General features: G+C 65.5%; 17 protein-coding genes. 13 read left to right on the forward strand and 4 right to left on the reverse strand.

Features of this window, described 5'->3' with window-relative positions:
* The first annotated feature begins 3 nt into the window (after positions 1 to 3).
* On the forward strand, positions 4 to 999 hold the full coding sequence (locus tag O3298_RS11445) for an HD domain-containing phosphohydrolase (RefSeq protein ID WP_289897706.1): 996 nt from the start codon (positions 4 to 6) through the stop codon (positions 997 to 999).
* Between the two features lie 10 nt (positions 1,000 to 1,009).
* Here O3298_RS11445 and O3298_RS11450 read toward each other — a convergent pair whose 3' ends face one another.
* The 4 genes from O3298_RS11450 to O3298_RS11465 all read right to left on the reverse strand — a co-directional run bounded on the left by O3298_RS11450 (position 1,010) and on the right by O3298_RS11465 (position 5,247).
* A complete protein-coding gene (locus O3298_RS11450; protein WP_305059401.1) occupies positions 1,010 to 1,690 on the reverse strand; it encodes an RES family NAD+ phosphorylase in 681 nt (226 codons plus the stop codon).
* A 6-nt stretch (positions 1,691 to 1,696) separates the two neighbouring features.
* On the reverse strand, positions 1,697 to 2,470 hold the full coding sequence (locus O3298_RS11455) for a hypothetical protein (protein ID WP_305059402.1): 774 nt from the start codon (positions 2,468 to 2,470) through the stop codon (positions 1,697 to 1,699).
* Between the two features lie 118 nt (positions 2,471 to 2,588).
* Positions 2,589 to 4,463 carry a triacylglycerol lipase gene (locus O3298_RS11460; RefSeq protein WP_305059403.1) on the reverse strand — a complete coding sequence of 625 codons (1,875 nt, stop codon included), beginning with the start codon at positions 4,461 to 4,463 and terminating at the stop codon, positions 2,589 to 2,591.
* A 13-nt stretch (positions 4,464 to 4,476) separates the two neighbouring features.
* Complete coding sequence (locus O3298_RS11465; protein WP_289897710.1) at positions 4,477 to 5,247, reverse strand: YdiY family protein; 771 nt, start codon at positions 5,245 to 5,247, stop codon at positions 4,477 to 4,479.
* Between the two features lie 245 nt (positions 5,248 to 5,492).
* Between O3298_RS11465 and O3298_RS11470 the strand changes: the two genes are divergently transcribed.
* From O3298_RS11470 to hmgA, 12 genes are all read left to right on the forward strand, one after another.
* Positions 5,493 to 5,882: a hypothetical protein gene (locus tag O3298_RS11470; protein ID WP_305059404.1), complete on the forward strand. Its 390-nt coding sequence runs from the start codon at positions 5,493 to 5,495 to the stop codon at positions 5,880 to 5,882.
* Positions 5,883 to 5,972: 90 nt separating this feature from the next.
* Positions 5,973 to 6,659: a winged helix-turn-helix domain-containing protein gene (locus O3298_RS11475; RefSeq protein WP_034785794.1), complete on the forward strand. Its 687-nt coding sequence runs from the start codon at positions 5,973 to 5,975 to the stop codon at positions 6,657 to 6,659.
* Positions 6,652 to 8,004, forward strand: coding sequence for a cell wall metabolism sensor histidine kinase WalK (locus O3298_RS11480; RefSeq protein WP_305059405.1), 1,353 nt, complete (start codon positions 6,652 to 6,654; stop codon positions 8,002 to 8,004). Before O3298_RS11475 ends, O3298_RS11480 begins: the two co-directional genes overlap by 8 nt.
* Positions 8,005 to 8,170: 166 nt before the next feature.
* The gene (locus O3298_RS11485) at positions 8,171 to 9,073 is read left to right on the forward strand and encodes a DUF535 family protein (RefSeq protein WP_305059406.1); all 903 of its coding nucleotides are present in this window, start codon (positions 8,171 to 8,173) and stop codon (positions 9,071 to 9,073) included.
* 112 nt (positions 9,074 to 9,185) lie between these two features.
* Positions 9,186 to 10,160, forward strand: a complete 975-nt coding sequence (hemB, locus tag O3298_RS11490; RefSeq protein ID WP_305059407.1) for a porphobilinogen synthase — start codon at positions 9,186 to 9,188, stop codon at positions 10,158 to 10,160.
* A gap of 66 nt (positions 10,161 to 10,226) precedes the next feature.
* Entirely contained in the window at positions 10,227 to 11,570 is a 1,344-nt protein-coding gene (locus tag O3298_RS11495) for an MBL fold metallo-hydrolase (protein WP_305059408.1), read from the forward strand.
* A 66-nt stretch (positions 11,571 to 11,636) separates the two neighbouring features.
* Positions 11,637 to 12,146 (forward strand): peptide-methionine (S)-S-oxide reductase MsrA, encoded by a 510-nt coding sequence (msrA, locus tag O3298_RS11500; protein ID WP_305059409.1) that lies wholly within the window; start codon positions 11,637 to 11,639, stop codon positions 12,144 to 12,146.
* Positions 12,147 to 12,156: 10 nt separating this feature from the next.
* On the forward strand, positions 12,157 to 12,972 hold the full coding sequence (locus O3298_RS11505; RefSeq protein ID WP_077405076.1) for a helix-turn-helix transcriptional regulator: 816 nt from the start codon (positions 12,157 to 12,159) through the stop codon (positions 12,970 to 12,972).
* 175 nt (positions 12,973 to 13,147) lie between these two features.
* Positions 13,148 to 14,491, forward strand: coding sequence for an MFS transporter (locus tag O3298_RS11510; protein ID WP_305059410.1), 1,344 nt, complete (start codon positions 13,148 to 13,150; stop codon positions 14,489 to 14,491).
* 16 nt (positions 14,492 to 14,507) lie between these two features.
* On the forward strand, positions 14,508 to 16,187 hold the full coding sequence (locus tag O3298_RS11515; RefSeq protein WP_305059411.1) for an FAD-dependent oxidoreductase: 1,680 nt from the start codon (positions 14,508 to 14,510) through the stop codon (positions 16,185 to 16,187).
* Between the two features lie 12 nt (positions 16,188 to 16,199).
* Positions 16,200 to 16,385, forward strand: a complete 186-nt coding sequence (locus tag O3298_RS11520; RefSeq protein WP_092708909.1) for a DUF2783 domain-containing protein — start codon at positions 16,200 to 16,202, stop codon at positions 16,383 to 16,385.
* Complete coding sequence (hmgA, locus tag O3298_RS11525) at positions 16,382 to 17,686, forward strand: homogentisate 1,2-dioxygenase (RefSeq protein ID WP_289914563.1); 1,305 nt, start codon at positions 16,382 to 16,384, stop codon at positions 17,684 to 17,686. The genes O3298_RS11520 and hmgA overlap by 4 nt, the downstream gene beginning before the upstream one ends.
* Positions 17,687 to 17,695: the final 9 nt, after the last annotated feature.

A 17,695-nucleotide genomic window follows, 5' to 3' on the forward strand; every position in this document is an offset into this window, starting at 1 on the left:
ACGATGACCTTACACGAAGACAAACCGATCCTGCTGCTGGTCGACGATGAAGCGACGAATCTGCAGGTGCTGCGCCAGATTTTGCAGGACGATTACCGGCTGCTGTATGCGAAGGATGGCGAGAAGGCGCTGGAACTGGCGCAGAACAACCCCGTCGAACTGATCCTGCTCGACATCATGATGCCCGCCATGACGGGCTATGAAGTGTGCCGCCAGTTGAAGGCCATGCCGGCCACCGCGTCCATCCCCGTCATTTTTGTGACGGCCCTGTGCGACGTGAAGGACGAGGCGGACGGCTTCGACGCGGGCGCCGTCGACTACATCACGAAACCCGTCAGCCCGCCCATCGTGCGCGCCCGCGTGCGCACGCATCTGTCGCTGGTGGACGCCGAGGAATTGCGCCGCTCGCGCCTGCAGGTGATCCAGACCCTGGGCCAGGCCGCCGAATACAAGGACAACGAGACGGGCATGCACGTCATCCGCATGAGCTATTACGCGCGCCAGCTGGCGCTGGCGGCCGGCTACAGCGCGGGCAGGGCGGAAGACTTGCTCAACGCGGCGCCCATGCACGACGTGGGCAAGATCGGCATCCCCGACGCCATCCTGCAAAAACCGGGCAAGCTCGATGCGGACGAATGGAAAGTCATGCGCAGCCACGCCGAAATCGGCGCGGCCATCATCGGCGAGCACGCGGGCGGCCTCTTGAAAATGGCGCGCACCATCGCCCTGACGCACCATGAAAAATGGGATGGCAGCGGCTATCCGCAAGGCTTGAAGGGCGAGGAAATCCCCCACGAAGGCCGCATCGTCGCCATCGCCGACGTCTTCGACGCCCTCACCAGCGAACGCCCGTACAAGCGCGCCTGGACGGTCGACGAAGCCATCGCCACCATGCAGCGCGACAGCGGCACGCACTTCGACCCGCAACTGCTGGCGCTGTTCATCGAACAGCTGCCGGCCATGCTTGAAATCAAGGACAAGTGGCGCGAGCCGGCGTAGGGGAGGCAGGTCAGGGCGGATCCACGCGCAGGCGATCGGCCAGCAGGCGCGCACAGGCCGCGGTGTCGCCGAATCGCACGTGTTGGCACGCCATGTCGCTGCCCAGCTTGCTCATGTGGCGCGATGAAATGGCATACGCAAGTTTGCCGGGCTGGCGGCGCGATGGATACATGAAACCGTGAATCGCGCCTGCCTCCCGCGCAATGATCCGATCCAGCTGCCAGCCCAGCCATTGGCACCAGCCGTGATCGGGGCTGCGCAATTGGTCATAGATGCCCAGCCGGCTGGCGGCCAGGCCCGTCAGGTCGAGCAGTCGCAGTGGCACGCTGAATGACAGCGTCGCGATCAGCGCTTGTTGCGCATTGTGGTTGAGGTAAAAGGTGCCCGGGCGCGTAGCATCATTACGGCAAAGCTGGGCTTCCCAGGCTGCCGTGTAGGCATCGTCCGCGATATACACCCAGTGATAGGGGAAGCCGTGCGCATTGGCCAGCTCGGCGGGCGGACCGAAGCGGTAGGTCCGTTCAACCTTCGCCGGCCAGATGGATGCCGTGTTCCACGCCGCGCGCACGAGGGCCTGGCCGGCCTGAAGGATGATGATATTGCTCAATAATTCAGTGCGCAGCGATGCCAATGCCGGCAGGCGTGCGGCCATGTCTGGCGGAATTGGTGTTTCTTGCAGTTCAGACGTCATGCGGGACTAGCCTATGATGTCAGCCATCCCCCTATGCTGCCACTTTGCCGATGCCATGACCTTGCGTAATCTCTCGCTGGCCGGCAGATCCAGCAGCGCCTGCTGGCTGGGATGCACAGCGGGTCGCGTTTCAAACGATTTGCCTGCAAGCATCTCTGCTGGCGAAAGTTCGTTGAGTTCGTCTGCGCTGCTGATCCAGAAAGCATGGATTTCACTGCTCGGCTGGCCGGCCAGGATGGCCAGCACGGGCGCGATCAGTTCCGGCACGGGCTGCACAAATTGCCAAGCCGGAAACTCCTTGCCGATACTGCGTCCCTTGGGCGTCACGCAATAAAACCGCTGGCTTTCCACGGCGCGATACAGCGACGCTTGCGACAGTTCCACCCATCCCTGGCCAATGACTTCTGAAACCTTGAGTTTTGATGCAGGAAGTTGCAGCAGGATCGATGGCGGCGTGGCGACCAGCGAGGCGCGCGCCGCATTGAGCGCGCGTGTGGCCAGGTCGATCAGGCGCTCGCGCTCGGGACCGTGCGCCAGCATGTCGAGTTGCGCACCCACCAACTGCGAGAATTGTTCCACTGCCCGCAAGTCCCTATCTGTCCATTCCTGTCGGTCGGGCGCCAGGGTGCTGTGAGTCAGATGTGCTGTCATGTTCACTCCTCGGATAAATGCGGCGGACATCTCACTCACAAGATTATCATGTTTCGCAACTTTATCAAGCGAAGAGCGCATTTTTCCCGCATCAGGCAGCTGGATATGCAGCCGCGCGGTCATGGTCATTGCTTTCTTGCCTCTTTATCGGCGCCGTGGCGATGCTGATGAGCAATGGCTGGAGGCAGGCAGGGCGGGTAGGTGGGATTGCCCAGGGTGCTGCTCCGCGCATCCGACCTGCGATGCCTTATGGCAAGGTGTCCGGCAGCCGCAAAATCCGCCGTATCTCCAGGATCGCCTGCGGGCTTTCCTGTACGCTGTGCCAGGACGGGATGACTTTTTCGGACAACGCGCCGTCGAGGTGGGCGCTGGCGTAGGGCACCACGCCGTCGCTCGATTCGGCCAGCGGCAGGTCCGGCGTGTCGTTGCCCATGATGGAGTAATAGCGCACTTTCGGGCTGATGGGCAGGTCGGCCACCAGGCGCACGAACGGGTCCTTGTCGCTGAGGTTATCGATGCTGTTGGGGATGCGCAGCGGTTCGCTGCTGCCTGTATCGAGCTGCGCCAGGCTGCCGGCCGCGTCCGACAACTGGTCGAGCATGGTGATCGGCAAGGTGACGAGGTTGGCGATCCAGCGCGCCACCTTGTGGTTGGCGAACGAGGTACCGCGGTGCGGCGCGGCGATGAAGATGGCGCGGTTCACTTGCGGCATGGCTGTGAAATTCAGGTAGGGCGCCAGGCCCGCGCGCACCTTCTCCGCCTTCTTGCCCTTCAAATTGTATTCTTCCGTGATGGCGTCGAGCAGGGTGTTGCTGGCATCGGACACCATCAGGCGCGCCAGCACGCCGCCCATGCTGTGGCCGATCAAGACCATGTCGTTGGCGGCGTCCGCCTTGCCAGCCGGGTCGAACTGCGCCAGGGTGGCGGCAAGCGCCTGGCGGATGGCGGCGTTGTTGGCCGCCAGCGGTGCATTGCTCGGGTAGTACACTTGCCAGATCTGGTAGCGGCGGCGCAGCTGTTCATCGCCCATCAGTTCATTCGCCACGTTGATCCACGCTTCCGGGCTGCTGGCCAGGCCGTGCAGCATGACGATGGTGCGCTTGTTCGGGTCGTAGGGCTGCATCAGGTGCACCTGCGGGCGCGAAATGCCGTCGGCGCGGCCGAACAGGGTGCGCAGCGCCTGCACGCCGAAGCCGGAACGGGCCAGCCACAAGCCATAGCCGGCCGTGAAATTGGCGGCCACGGGCAATTCCTGGCCCGCCATGCGCGTCGATTCGCTGCGCGTCGGGTCGACCAGCATCACCAGCAGCTGCTGCGTGGCCAGCACTTCCTGCAGGCTGTTGCCGTCGAAGCGGATCAGCGCCGTGACGACGGGGAAGCGGGTTTCCTGGTAGGGCACATAGTCGCCTTTCGACGCCTGGGGCTTGGGCATGACGGCCACCAGGTCGGCGCCGAAGCCGTCGCGCCGGTACACATTGCGCAGGCCGGAAAACGACAGCGAGGTGGCCGGCAGCAGCTCTTCGGGCAGGGTGCCGTCCTCGGGCAGGCGCAGGGCCGACAATTCGCTGTCGATCTGCCAGCCGGCGACGCGGATCACATGGCCGTCGGGACGGTATTCGCCGCGGTGGCGGAACAGGTTGCCGACGGCCTTTTGCACGGCATAGTTATAGTAGTCGCGGATCTGCGTCTGGCGTTCCTCGAAGGCGCGCTGGCCCGGTGTGCGCGTCGTGTAGAACAGGTAGGCATACGCATAGCGGGCCGATTCCAGCCAGGCGGCCAGCAGTTCGGCGCTGGCGTGGCCGCCCTGTTTTTCTTCCGCCAGCGCGCTTTCCAGCCACAATTCGGACAGGGTGGCCAGGCGCTGCTCGTCGCTGAGCAGCTCGGAGCGGGCCAGGTCGGCGCGGCAGCTGCCCGTATTGGCTTCGCAGGCGGCGATGTCGCTGCCGATGATGCGCAGCACCTCGCTGGCCGCGGCGCTCAATTTCCCCGTGGTGAGGATGTCGCCGCGCCGCTGCTGCAGGTAGTCGGCCGGCGAGATCGCGCTGACGGTGACGGCGGCGCAGCCGCTCAGGAGCGCCGCGGCGCACAGGAGGGCGCATACGCGCAGACGCCGCATCAGCATGGCCGGTCCGCGCCTAGAACGAGTAGACCAGGGTCAGCGACGTCTGCGTATCCGTGTTCTTCTTGTCGTCCGGTACGCGCGTGTCGTTGCGGGCGCTGAAGGCGGCCTTCATCTGCATGGTGCCGTTGATTTTCGTGCTGAGGGCCGTCTCGGCGATCGAGTGGGTGTTCGAGGTGCCCCGTTCCACGCTGATCGTTTGCGTAAACATGGCCGACTGGCTGATCTTCCACTTCATGGCGGCCGCGCCGCGCACCGTCAGACCGTGTTCCGATTCGCCCGCGTCGTTGGTGCCGCTGAAATAGCCAGGACCGATTTCCACGTCGACGCTTTTGTCGCTCGACTGGTACCAGCGCGAGCCATGACCGACGGCCAGGGTCGAGTACTTGGTGTAGGCGCCGAACTTGTCGTTCACGTGCGAGGCCAGCACGAACAGTTTTTCATGGTCGGCCATCAGCTTGTAGGCCGCCTTGGCGGAGGCGGAAAAGCGCTCCGCCGAGCGTTCGCGCACTTTCTCGCCGTCGTCGTTCGTCGTCTCGTCTTCCTTGAAGTAGCCGCTGAAGATGTACTGGTTGCTCCAGTCATCGAGTTCCTGGCGCGCGTCGATCTTGCCCGTGACGGAGGTGCCGACCGTGTTGCCCGAGGTGGTGATGGCGCCCAGTTCGGCGGAAGTGCTCCAGCTGCCGATGGGGATTTCATCGAACAGCATGCTTTGCTTGGTGTCGGCGGCGGCGGCGCTGCCGCAGGTGATGGCCAGCGCCAGTGCGAGAGAGTGGGTGGGTTTCATGGCTGTATTTGTCTGTGGCGCGCGCCGGGCGTGCCTGCTGTTCGTTAATGGCAGTGGTGGCTATGCAGGCCGCGGCAAGCCGGGAGGCGCCGATAAACCTGCGCACATGCGCGCGCGGGCGCGGCCAAAAATTGTCGAGGCTGTATTGTACCCGACCCTGCCATCGTTCGCCGCACGCGGCGGCGCGCATGAATGCTGCTATATTATGAGAAATATTGCAAACCTGGCATGCATGGATGATGACGATGAAAATGGCACGCAAGCTTGTTACTCTGATATGGCTGTGCGGTGCGGCGCCAGCGGGCGCGCAGGCGCCCGAAGCGGCGCCGGTACAGGGTCCTGGGCCGGCACCGCAACTGACGCAAACGATGATACGCGATGCCGTGCGCGCCGTGCTGGAGGAAGAGGCGCAGGTGCGCGACTCTCTGCCGCAGCCGGCCATGCAGCAGGTGACGATACGCGCCGACCGAAAATATGAGCAGTTTGCCGCCGCCTTTGCCGAAGCGAAGGTACCCGACTGCCTGCACGCCGATGGCTTGAAGCGCCAGCCCACCGGCATCGGCCCGCTCGCCATCGGCGGCGTGTATGCCTTGCCCTTCGTGGCGATCGCCAAGCTGCGCGGAAAATGTAACTAGCCGGGAACGCCGCGCGACGGGGCTGGCAAGTGGCGCGCGCCTGGCGTATGCTGCGCATGTTTGCTGTCCCGCTCTTTACAAGGAATTCCCGTGCGCTGCCTGGTCATCGAAGACGAAGCTGAAACTTCCCGCTATATCTGTGCCGGCCTGCGCGAGGCTGGCCACGACGTCACCGCCTGCGACAATGGCATCGACGGCATGCGTCTGGCCTGCGGCGAAGACTGGGATGCGCTGGTGCTCGACCGCCTGCTGCCCGGCGAGATCGACGGCCTGGCCATCGTCGCGCGCCTGCGCGGCATGGGCCGCAACACGCCCGTGCTGGTGCTGTCGGCCCTGTCCAGCGTCGACGAGCGCGTGCGCGGTTTGCGCAGCGGCGGCGACGATTACCTGTCGAAACCGTTCGCCATCGCCGAACTGCTGGCGCGCATCGAGGCGCTGCTGCGGCGCGCCGCGCCCGTGCCCGAATCGACGCAGCTGCAGGTGGCCGACCTGGTGCTCGACATGCGCACCATGCGCGTGACGCGCGCCAACCGGCAAATCGCCCTGCAGCCGCGCGAATTCCGTTTGCTCGAATACCTGATGCGCCACCAGGGCCAGTCCGTCACGCGCGCCATGCTGCTCGAAGCCGTGTGGGACTACCATTTCGACCCGCAGACCAACGTCATCGACGTGCAGGTGAGCCGCTTGCGCACCAAGGTGGACAAGGAATTTTCGCCGCCGCTGATCCACACGGTGCGCGGCGTCGGCTACACCCTGGGCGTGATCGACAGTGCGTAACTGGCACCGCTCGATCGCGGCCCGCCTGGCGCTCGGCTATGGCGTGCTGGTGGTCGTCTCGATCAGCATCGTCTGCGCCGTCTTCTATTTCGGCACCATCGGCGTGCTCGATCGCAGCGTGGACCGCAAGCTGACCCTGCTCTCGGAGCGCCTCGCCGCCCTGTACCAGCAGGACGACGCCAGCCGCACGACGGCGGAAATCGCCCATTTGCTGACCGACCGCACCGACAGCGATACGGAAATCTTCCTGCTGGTGGGCGCCGACGGCCGCCGCGTGGCGGGCAATCTGTCGTCCTGGCCCGACGTCGGCAGCCCCGTGGGCCGCTTGCTGCACCGCGACGTCACGCGGGAAGGGCGCCGAGTGCCCGCGCGCATGTTGATCCGCGACCTGGAGGGCGGCGCGCGCCTGTTCGTCGGGCGCGACATGGAAGAGGGCAAGTCGATCCGCACCCTGGTGCTGCGCTCGTTGGCCTATGGCGGCGGGGTGGCCATCCTGCTGGTGGTGGCGGGCGCGTGGCTGTTCCGCCGCCAGCTCGAGGCGCGCATCGGCCAGATCCGCCGCACGGCGGGGGAAATCGAGGCGGGCGACCTGAGCCGGCGCATTCCCGTCTCCAGCGAGGATGAATTCGGCTTGCTGAGCCGCGACATCAACCGCATGCTCGACCGCATCGAACATTTGATGGAAGGCGTGCGCCACGTGTCGAACGCCATCGCGCACGACTTGCGCACGCCGCTGGCGCGCATCCGCAACAAGCTCGATGGCGCCTTGCGCCAGCATCAGGACGTGGCCGGCCACGAGAGTGCGGCGCAGGCGGCCATCGACGACATCGACGACCTGACGCGCGTGTTCGACAAGCTGCTGCAGATCGCGGCGGCCGAATCGGGCATGCGCCCGGAGAATTTCGACGACATCGACTTGCAGCAGATCGGCGCCGATATCGTGGAAATGTACGAAGCCACGGCCGACGAGCAGGGCGTGTTGCTGGTGCAGATGTATGGCGAGGGCGTGCCGGCGCGCGGCGACCGCAACCTGCTGGGCAGCGCCCTGGCCAGCCTGGTCGACAACGCCATCAAGTACGCGGGTCCGGGCGCCACGGTGGAAGTGTCGGCCGGCAGCGATGAACGGGGCTGCTGGCTGGCCGTGCGCGACAACGGCCCCGGCGTGCCGACGGAAGAATTGCCGAAGCTGACGCAGCGCTTCTACCGGCTCGACAAGAGCCGCCACTTGCCCGGCAATGGCCTGGGCCTGTCCATCGTGGCGGCCATCGCGGCCCTGCATGGCGGCAGCCTGGATATCGAGGATGCGGCGCCGGGCCTGCGCCTGCGCTTGCGGCTGCTGCGCTAGCTTGCCAGTGCCCGTGGCATATCCGCACATTACCAACTTGTAACCCCCTTCATTTTCACCTCCCCCTATCATCCGCTCTACCCCGCGTAGAGCGGCTGCGTGCGCGCAGCGGCCCGCGCCGGGCTGCCTGCGGCCGTCGCCGCGTCCCGTTCAGTAGAGCCGTTTCATGCATACATTTACCGCCACCGGCGACAACGCCGCGCTGCAACCGGCGCCACTGCGCCAGCATGGCCACCGGATCAAGGCGGCGCTGGGCGCGCTCGTGTTTCCCCTGCAGCGCGCGCGCTGGCAAGCGGTCATCGCCGCGACGCCGGGCCTGGCGGCGCTGGCGCAAGTCCATCCCAGCCTGCGCTACAAGATCTATCGTCCCTACGCCAGCCGCCAGCTGGGCTGCGCGGCGAGGGTGGATCTGCTGTGCGGGCATTACCGTTTCCTGTGGCAGGCGGGCGCGCGGCCGCTGGTGGAATACGCGGCGCGGCGCGCGCTGGTGCTGGCCACCATCGAAGGCAAGGACGGCGCCAGCTACCGCTTGCAGCTGACGGCCATCCACGACAGCCACCGCGAAGGGGAGCTGTGCCTGCGCCTGACGCGCGACGGCGTGCCGCTGTACCTGGCCAGTTTCCTGTTCCGGCCCCAGCCTGGCGGCGCCGTCATCCAGCTGGGCGCCTTGCAGGGCTTGCGCTCGCCCGCCGGCGCGCAGGCGGTGAAGGAGACCACGCGGGCGCTGCACGGCTGCCGGCCGAAAAACCTGATGGTGGCCGCCTTGCGCGACCTGGGCGACTTTTTCGGCTGCGGCCACCTGGACCTGGTCAGCAACGCCAACCGCATCGCGCTGAACTGGCGCCGGCGCCGCCATATCTCCTGCGATTACGACCTGGCGTGGCGGGAACTGCATGCGCTGCCCACCAGCGACGGCAATTACCGCCTGCCTTGCGGCCCTTGCCGGATGCCGGAGCTGGAGCTGGTGCCGTCGAAAAAGCGCGCCGATGCGCGCCGCCGCGGCGCCATGCTGGTGCAGCTGGCGGCCGACATGCGCTGGCAATTGGCGGCCCTGCTGCACGCGCAATGACGGCGCAGGGCGGGGTTTCTTGACCTGCGCGGCTTTTTTGCCGGGCAGCCCGGCGCAATCGGCGCGATCGGCGTATACTTGCTGGCGTTGTTAACCTGAAGCCAGTCATCCCATGCCAGCACAATTTCCCACTTCGCGCATGCGCCGCCTGCGCGCGACCCCGCAACTGCGCGAGCTGTTCCGCGAAACCGAGATCAATCCGCGCGACCTGGTCCTGCCGATCTTCGTCGACGAAGGCAGCAGCGAATTCATCGACATCAAGTCCATGCCCGGCGTGCGCCGCATTCCCGAAGCGAAGCTGGCGCAGGAAGTCGAGCGCTATGCGCGCGCCGGCCTGCGCTCCGTCATGACCTTCGGCATTTCGCACCACAAGGACAGCCACGGCACGGACACCCTGAACCCGGACGGCTTGGTGGCGCGCATGTCGCGCATCATCAAGGACGCCGTGCCGGAAATGGTGGTCATGTCCGACACCTGCTTCTGCGAATACACGGACCACGGCCATTGCGGCATCCTGCATGGCGACACGGTCGACAATGACAGCACGGTGCTCAACCTGGGCAAGCAGGCCGTCATCGCCGCCCAGGCGGGCGCCGACATCATCGCCCCGTCGGCGGCCATGGATGGCCAGGTGGCGGCCATCCGCAGCGCGTTAGATGCGGCCGGTTTCCACGACACGCCCGTGATGGCGTATTCCACCAAGTTCGCCTCCGGCCTGTATGGCCCGTTCCGCGACGCGGCCGGCAGCACCCTGAAGGGCGACCGCAAGACCTACCAGATGGACCCGATGAACCGCCGCGAAGCGGTGCGCGAATCGCTGATCGACGAAGCCGAAGGCGCCGACGCGCTGATGGTCAAACCGGCCGGCGCCTACCTGGACATCATCCGCGACCTGCGCGAAGCGACGCGTTTGCCGATCGGCGCCTACCAGGTCAGCGGCGAGTATGCGATGATCAAGTTCGCCGCGCAGGCGGGCGCCATCGACGAGCGCCGCGTGGTGCAGGAAACCCTGGGCGCCATCAAGCGCGCGGGCGCGGACATGATCTTTACGTATTTCGCGATGGATGTGCTGAATAATCCGTACTAAGTAAACACGGGGCAGGGCGGCCGCCTTTTCAGCTATCATGGCGCGCTGCCCAACCTGAATTTGCTTATGCCCCTGAAAATCTCCCGCATCCTGCACGCCGGCTATGTCCTCGAATGCGAAGGCACGGCCATCGCCTTCGACCCCATCGTCGAAAACCCGTTCAGCCGCAACTGCCACGCGTTTCCGCCCGTGCGCTTCGACCTGGACGCCGTGCGCCGGCTGCGCTGGGATGCCGTCTTCATCTCGCACTTCCACGACGACCACTGCTCGCTCGACAGCCTTGATGCGCTCGACCGCGCCACGCCCATCTACCTGTACTGCGTCTTCGACGAACTGTTCGCGATGCTGCGCGCGCTCGGTTTTACGCAGGTGGAGAAGCTGCACGTGGACGTGCCTGTGCAGGTGGGCAGCATCGAGGTGATTCCGCGCCGCGCGCTGGACGACGACGTCGACTCGCTGTTCCAGGTGCGCGCAGCGGGTTTGAATGTGCTTAACGTCGTCGATTCCTGGATCGGCCCCGAGACACTGGCGCAGCTGGCCGCCTTTGCGCCCTGGGACATGGTGCTGTGGCCATTCCAGACCATGCGCGAGATCGCCGTCATCGCGCCGTCGCAGGCGGCGCGGGGGCCGGTCGAACTCCCGGATGACTGGGTGCCGCAGCTGCGCGCGCTGGCGCCCCGTTACCTCGTGCCCAGCTCCTGCCAATTCGTGCAGGAAGACTGGTCCTGGTACAACCATGCGATGTTCCCGATTACCTACCGCCGCTTTGCCGATGAAATGGGCGCCGCGCTGCCCGAGACGCACATCTTCCGCCTCGATCCATCGACGGCCGTGCTGCTCGATGCGCACGGCATGGCGCCGGCCGCGCCGCTGCCCTGGGTCATTCCCGTGGGGCCGCAGGACGTGGATTTCGACTACCGCCCGGAGGCGCTTGCGCCCGCCACGGCGGACATCGCCCGCCGTTTCGCGCCCTTGAACGATGCCGACACGGCGCTGGTGCTGGACTTCTGCCATCGCGGCTTGCTCGAACGCTACCGCGACATGGAGCTGCCCGAGGACAGTTATTTCCGGGCCCCGCGCGTGTGGCGCCTGGCGCTGTACGGCCATGACGGCGCGGCCACCATCCTGCATTACCGCACGCATGGCGACTTGATCGACCTCGTGCCGGACACGGGCGAGGCGCCGGGCTGGACGACGCAAGTGCCGCTGGTGAAATGCCACGCGGCGCTGGTGCTCGGTGAATCGCTGACGTCGATGTACATGCGCATCAACGATGGTCCTTTCGACGAAGCTACGCGCGCCGAACTGGTGGAAGCGGACACCGTCGACGATCCCTTGATCCGTTGCCTGTTCAACGACGCCATCGGCGCCTATCAGGCGGCGCAGCTCAAGCGCTTGCTGGCCCGCTGAAGAAAATCGCGCGACAGGGTAAGATAAACGATTAATCCCAGTATCTCAGAGCAAGGAATGATCAACATGACACAAAACAAGGAAACCGCGATCCTGGCCGGCGGCTGCTTCTGGGGCGTGCAAGACTTGCTGCGCCGCTATCCGGGCGTGATCGCCACGCGCGTGGGCTACAGCGGCGGCGACGTGACCAACGCCACCTACCGCAACCATGGCACGCATGCGGAAGCGATCGAGATCATCTTCGACCCGAACACCATCAGCTACCGCAAGATCCTGGAATTTTTCTTCCAGATCCACGACCCCAGCACGGAAAACCGCCAGGGCAACGACCGCGGCACCAGCTACCGCTCGGCCATCTTTTATACCAGTGATGAGCAAAAACGGGTGGCCGAGGACACGATCCGCGACGTCGATGCTTCCGGCCTGTGGCCCGGCAAGGTGGTGACGGAAGTGGCGCCGGCCGGCCCGTTCTGGGAAGCGGAACCGGAACACCAGGATTATCTGCAGCGCTTGCCGCACGGCTACACTTGCCATTACATCCGGCCGGACTGGGTCTTGCCGCAACGCAGGCAGTAAGGAGCCGGGCATGCGTTACTGGCGCGTCGAGCGGCCGCCGGCGGAAGGGCAGCTGGACTTCGGGCGTACCTTGGAGCTGATGGCGGCCATCGGCCATGCCGACGTGAACGCCGTCGCCGGGGCGATCCTGAAGACGGTCAGCACGGTCGCGCCCATTGCCCAGTGCACGATCTTTGCCTATGAATTCGGCAACCGCCCCCGCACCGTTGCCGTGGCCGACCGGCGCGGCGGGCGCTTTTTGCAGGATATCGCCGACAGCTACGCCCGCCATTACTATGCGCTCGATGGCAACCAGCGCGTGATCGCCCCGGCGCCGGGGCGGAAGATCGATCCCGCCATCGTGCTGCACCAGCAGGCCAGTGACGAGATCGACCATCCCGGCTACCGCGCTGTCTGCTACCAGAAACCGAACGTGTCGGACCGCCTGTCCCTGCTGGTGCAGCCGGCCGGCGATATCTGGTTGTCCGTCAATTTCTACCGCGACAGCAGCCAGGGCCAGTTCCAGCCCGGCGAAGTGGCGGGCATCGAAACCCTGTCACCGCTGTTTGCCCATGCCGTTAAGCATCACTACAGCTTGAAGGGGCAGGCCACGCAAGGCGTCGCGCCGCTGATGCTGGCAAGGCTGCGCCAGCATTGCCCCGCCTTGAGCAAGCGCGAACTGGACGTGCTGCGCTGCGTGCTCGAAGGTCTCACGGCCGTGGAAATCGCCGAAACCATGGGTGTGCAGCCATCGAGCGTCATCACCTACCAGAAGCGCGCCTATAAACGCCTGGGCATTTCCAGCCAGCGGCAACTGTTTGCGCTGTGCATGGCGCCAGCCCCTTAGTCCTTTTGGCGTAGGGATGGCTTCGCCTTTCTGACTGTTTTAGCCGCGAAACGTCCCCCAAATGGGGACAAGGTTTGCGGCGCGCGTCTGCATACTGTGTTGCAAGCCGGGATCACCCGGCCGCTCTCACCCAATAACAATAGCAAGGGGAGAGCGACACCTTATGGAGACCAGCATGACCATCGCCCCCGCGGCCACCCCCGCCACCCCCGTGCCCGTCCTCGACGCGGCCACCAATCAACTGGAACAGCAAGTGATGCGCAAGGTGTCGCGCCATCTGCTGGGCTTTCTGTTCCTGCTGTTCGTGTTTTCCTTTCTGGACCGTATCAACATCGGCTTCGCCGGCCTGACCATGATGCAAGACCTGGGCCTGTCCGGCACCCAGTTCGGTTTTGCCACCACCCTGTTCTACATCGCCTACATCGCTTGCAGCATTCCCAGCAACATCGTGCTGGCCCGCATCGGCGCCCGTCAATGGATAGGCTCCATGATGATCGCCTGGGGCCTGGCCTCGACGGCGACCCTGTTCGCCAGCGGCCCGGCCAGCCTGTATGCGCTGCGCTTCCTCGTTGGCGTGACGGAGGCGGGCTTCCTGCCCGGCATGCTGCTGTATCTGACCTACTGGTTTCCCAGCGCCTATCGGGCGCGGGCGAACGCCCTGTTCATGATCGCCATGCCCGTCACGGCCGCCATCGGCTCTGCCCTGTCGGGCCTGATCCTGGGGCTCGATGGTCACTGGGGCTTGAAGGGCTGGCAATGGCTGTTCTTGCTCGAAGGCATGCCGTCCGTGCTGCTGGGCCTGGCCGTGTACGGCTACCTGGACGACTCGCCCGCCAAGGCGAACTGGCTGGGCAAGCTGGAGCGGCAAGTGCTGGCGCGCATGCTGGCGGCCGAGCAGAAACCTGTTGCGCCGCAGCAAAAAACCTCGGTGCTGGCAGAAATGCTGTCGCCCACCGTGCTGAAATTCGGCATCGCCTATTTCTGCCTGGTCAATACCCTGGCGATGGTGGCCGTGTGGACGCCATTGATCGTGAAAAGTTTCAATAGCAATGCCAGCAACACGCAGATCGGCTTGCTGGCGGCTATCCCGCAAGTGTGCACCGTGATCGGCATGATCGCCTGGGGCCGCCGCTCGGACCGCCTGCAGGAACGCCGCTGGCACATCGTCTGGCCCATGCTGCTGTCGGCCGCCGGCTGGCTGTGCACGGCGTACTCGGCCAACCCCGTGCTGCAACTGCTGGGCGTGTGCATGGCGTCAACGGGCGCTTATACGGCCATGTCCGTCTTCTGGACGACGCCGGACCGGGCCCTGAGCCTGGGCGCGCGCGCCATCGGCATCGCCGTCATCAATGCCACGGGCAATATCGGCTCGGCCCTGAATCCCGTCGTCGTGGGCTGGCTGAAGGATATCACGCACAGCTTTGCCACCGGCTTGCTGTACGCCAGCGTCCTGCTGTTGGCGGGCGCGGCCATCGTGCTGACCCTGCCCATCGCGCGCGGCGGCAAAGACCATACTTGATCGAAGAGGACCCATCATGAGCGACACGTTTCACCCTTACCCCCATGTGCCGAAGGTGTATCCGCCCGGTAAACCGGCCGGTGCCGCCACGCAGCATGTCCCGGTCCTGATCGTCGGCGGCGGCCCCGTGGGCCTGGCCACGGCCCTGGGCCTGGCCCGCCACGGCGTGCGCTCGGTGCTGATCGAGGCGGACGACGGCGTATGCACGGGCAGCCGCGCCATCTGCATCTCGCGGCGCAGCCTGGAAATCATCGAACGCCTGGGCGCGCTCGACGGTTTTATCAGCAAGGGCTTGCCGTGGGCGGGCGGACGCAGCTTTTACCGCGAGGAAGAGGTGCTGCACTTCACGATGCCGCAAGACGCGAACCAGAAGTTGCCGCCGATGGTCAACCTGGCGCAATACCATATCGAGCAATTCCTGCTCGATGCGGCCGAGCGCCAGCCGGAATTGATCGATATCCGCTGGCAAACGCGGGTGACTGGCGTGGACAAGCGCGCCGACGGCGTCACCGTCACCGTGGCCACGCCCGATGAAACCTATAAAATCGAGGCGGACTGGCTGGTGGCGGCCGACGGCGGGCGCAGCGTGGTGCGCGAGGCGCTGGGGCTCAAATTGCAGGGCACCAGCTATGAAGGGCGCTATGTGATCGTCGATATCCACCTGAAGAGCGAGCGCCCGACGGAGCGCCTCGCGTATTTCGACCCGCCGTCGAATCCCGGTTCGACCGTGCTGGTGCACAAGCAGCCCGACGATATCTGGCGCATCGACTACCAGTTGCGCGACGACGAGGATGCGCAGGCGGCCGTGCTGCTGGAAAACGTGGCGCCCCGCGTTGACAGCCTGCTGGCCATGATGGGCGAAACGGCGCCGTGGCATCCCGTGTGGATCACCATCTACAAGGCCAATGCGCTGACCCTGGAAAAATACCGGCATGGCCCCGTGCTGTTCGCGGGCGATGCGGCCCACCTCGTGCCCATCTTCGGCGTGCGGGGGGCCAATTCCGGCATCGACGATGCGGACAACCTGGCCTGGAAGCTGGCCTACGTGGTCAAGGGCCAGGCGTCGCATGCCTTGCTGGACAGCTATTCGGACGAGCGCGTGTTCGCCGCCCATGAAAACTTGCGCCACGGCACCAAAAGCACGGAATTCATGGCGCCGCCCACCTTTGCCTTCGAGCTGATGCGCACGGCCGTGCTGGGCCTGGCGGGCAGGCACGCGCACGTGCGCTCGCTGATCAACCCGCGCCAGACGAGCGCCATCGCGTATGCGCAGTCGGCCCTGAATGCGCCGGACCCCGACACGTTTGCCGCCGGCCCCGCGCCGGGCACGGTCTTGCCGGAATGCCCGCTGGCGCTGCCGTACGACGGCGGGCAAAAAGCGGGGTATATTACCGATTTGCTCAAGCGCGCCGATGGCCATTTCACGGGGCTGTACTTCAGCGAGGATGGGGGCATTCCCGCTGAATTGCAGGCGCTGGGCGACACCTTCCCGCTGACGAGCGTGGCGATTTCCCGTAGCGGGGCGCAGGAGTGCGCCTGGGACCACACGGCGCAGGTATTCTCGCTGTTCGACGCGCAGCCTGGCACGTTTTACCTCGTGCGCCCGGACGGCCACGTGCTGGGACGCTGGCGGCAAGTGCAGGCGGGGCAGGTGGCGGCAGCGCTGGCGGCGGCCGGCATCGCCCAATCGAAGTAACAAGGAGACAACATGACCGATATCGAACTGGATAATCTTTACACGGAGCTGTGCCACACCATGGGCGGCCTGGGCGAACAGCGTTCGCCCCTGTTCCTCGCCCGTTTCGCCTTGCTGGCGATGGGCGCCATCGGCAAGGCCGACGTGGTGCAGGGCTTGCTGCGCGACGCGGCCGACGGCCTGGCAGAGCCGGCATGATAGGCGCCGGCTACCAAAGCGGCTTTGGCAACGAGTTTGCCACGGAAGCCGTGCCCGGCGCCTTGCCGCAAGGGCAGAATTCGCCGCAGCAGGCGCCGTTGGGCCTGTACGCGGAACAATTGTCGGGCACGGCCTTCACGGCGCCGCGCGCGCAGAACCGGCGCTCGTGGCTGTACCGCATCCGCCCAGCCAGCCAGCATCCACCGTTTACCTTGCTGGAAAACACCCGCATCGTCAGCGACTTCCACGCCATGCCGCCGACGCCGCCGAACCAGTTGCGCTGGGACCCGTTGCCGCTGCCCGACAGCGCCACGGCGGTGGATTTCATCGACGGCTGGCAGACCATGGCCGGCAACGGCAGCGCCGAAACGATGAGCGGTTGCGCCATCCACGTGTATTCGGCCAACCGCTCCATGCAGCGCTTCTTTTACTCGGCCGATGGCGAATTGCTGGTCGTGCCGCAGGAAGGCCGGCTGGCCATTGCCACGGAACTGGGCTTGATCGAGCTGGAACCGCAGGAAATCGCCGTCATCCCCCGCGGCGTGCGCTTCCGCGTGACCCTGCCCGATGGCGCGGCGCGCGGTTATGTGTGCGAAAACTTCGGCACGGCCTTCCGCCTGCCGGACATGGGCCCCATCGGCTCGAACGGCCTGGCCAACAGCCGCGACTTCCTCACGCCGCACGCGGCGTATGAAGACATCGACGGCGCATGCGAACTGCTGGCCAAGTTCGGCGGCCATTTGTGGCGCACGACCCTGGACCATTCGCCGCTGGACGTGGTGGCCTGGCATGGCAATTACGCGCCGTACAAATATGACCTGCGCCGCTTCAACACCATCGGCTCGATCAGCTACGACCACCCGGACCCGTCGATCTTCCTCGTGCTGCAGGCGCCCAGCGAAAATCCCCTGTTCGGCGCCATCGACTTCGCCATCTTCCCGCCCCGCTGGCTGGCCGCCGAGCATACCTTCCGCCCGCCGTGGTTCCACCGCAACGTGGCCAGCGAATTCATGGGACTGATCCACGGCGTGTACGACGCCAAGGCGGCCGGTTTCGTGCCGGGCGGCGCCAGCCTGCACAACTGCATGTCCGGCCACGGCCCCGATGCGCAGACCTTCGACAAGGCGTCGCACAGCGACACGTCCGCGCCCGTGAAGGTGGGCGACACCATGGCCTTCATGTTCGAGACGCGCACCATCCTCAAGCCCACGCCATTCGCGCTGGACGGCGGCCTGCTGCAAAACGACTATTTCGTGTGCTGGCAAGGCTTGCGCAAGCATTTCGATCCGGAGCAGGCGTAGTCTCGCGCT

Origin of the sequence: Janthinobacterium sp. SUN137 (assembly GCF_030587265.1) — a bacterium.
In the GTDB taxonomy this organism is placed as follows: domain Bacteria; phylum Pseudomonadota; class Gammaproteobacteria; order Burkholderiales; family Burkholderiaceae_D; genus Janthinobacterium; species Janthinobacterium kumbetense.

What these genes read in the sequence shown, in the direction of transcription:
- O3298_RS11445 (WP_289897706.1), top strand. Translation starts at nt 4, where the DNA reads ATGACCTTACACGAAGACAAACCGATCCTGCTGCTGGTCGACGATGAA.
- O3298_RS11450 (WP_305059401.1), bottom strand. Translation starts at nt 1,690, where the DNA reads ATGACGTCTGAACTGCAAGAAACACCAATTCCGCCAGACATGGCCGCA.
- O3298_RS11455 (WP_305059402.1), bottom strand. Translation starts at nt 2,470, where the DNA reads ATGACCATGACCGCGCGGCTGCATATCCAGCTGCCTGATGCGGGAAAA.
- O3298_RS11460 (WP_305059403.1), bottom strand. Translation starts at nt 4,463, where the DNA reads ATGCTGATGCGGCGTCTGCGCGTATGCGCCCTCCTGTGCGCCGCGGCG.
- O3298_RS11465 (WP_289897710.1), bottom strand. Translation starts at nt 5,247, where the DNA reads ATGAAACCCACCCACTCTCTCGCACTGGCGCTGGCCATCACCTGCGGC.
- O3298_RS11470 (WP_305059404.1), top strand. Translation starts at nt 5,493, where the DNA reads ATGAAAATGGCACGCAAGCTTGTTACTCTGATATGGCTGTGCGGTGCG.
- O3298_RS11485 (WP_305059406.1), top strand. Translation starts at nt 8,171, where the DNA reads ATGCATACATTTACCGCCACCGGCGACAACGCCGCGCTGCAACCGGCG.
- hemB (WP_305059407.1), top strand. Translation starts at nt 9,186, where the DNA reads ATGCCAGCACAATTTCCCACTTCGCGCATGCGCCGCCTGCGCGCGACC.
- O3298_RS11495 (WP_305059408.1), top strand. Translation starts at nt 10,227, where the DNA reads ATGCCCCTGAAAATCTCCCGCATCCTGCACGCCGGCTATGTCCTCGAA.
- msrA (WP_305059409.1), top strand. Translation starts at nt 11,637, where the DNA reads ATGACACAAAACAAGGAAACCGCGATCCTGGCCGGCGGCTGCTTCTGG.
- O3298_RS11505 (WP_077405076.1), top strand. Translation starts at nt 12,157, where the DNA reads ATGCGTTACTGGCGCGTCGAGCGGCCGCCGGCGGAAGGGCAGCTGGAC.
- O3298_RS11510 (WP_305059410.1), top strand. Translation starts at nt 13,148, where the DNA reads ATGACCATCGCCCCCGCGGCCACCCCCGCCACCCCCGTGCCCGTCCTC.
- O3298_RS11515 (WP_305059411.1), top strand. Translation starts at nt 14,508, where the DNA reads ATGAGCGACACGTTTCACCCTTACCCCCATGTGCCGAAGGTGTATCCG.
- O3298_RS11520 (WP_092708909.1), top strand. Translation starts at nt 16,200, where the DNA reads ATGACCGATATCGAACTGGATAATCTTTACACGGAGCTGTGCCACACC.
- hmgA (WP_289914563.1), top strand. Translation starts at nt 16,382, where the DNA reads ATGATAGGCGCCGGCTACCAAAGCGGCTTTGGCAACGAGTTTGCCACG.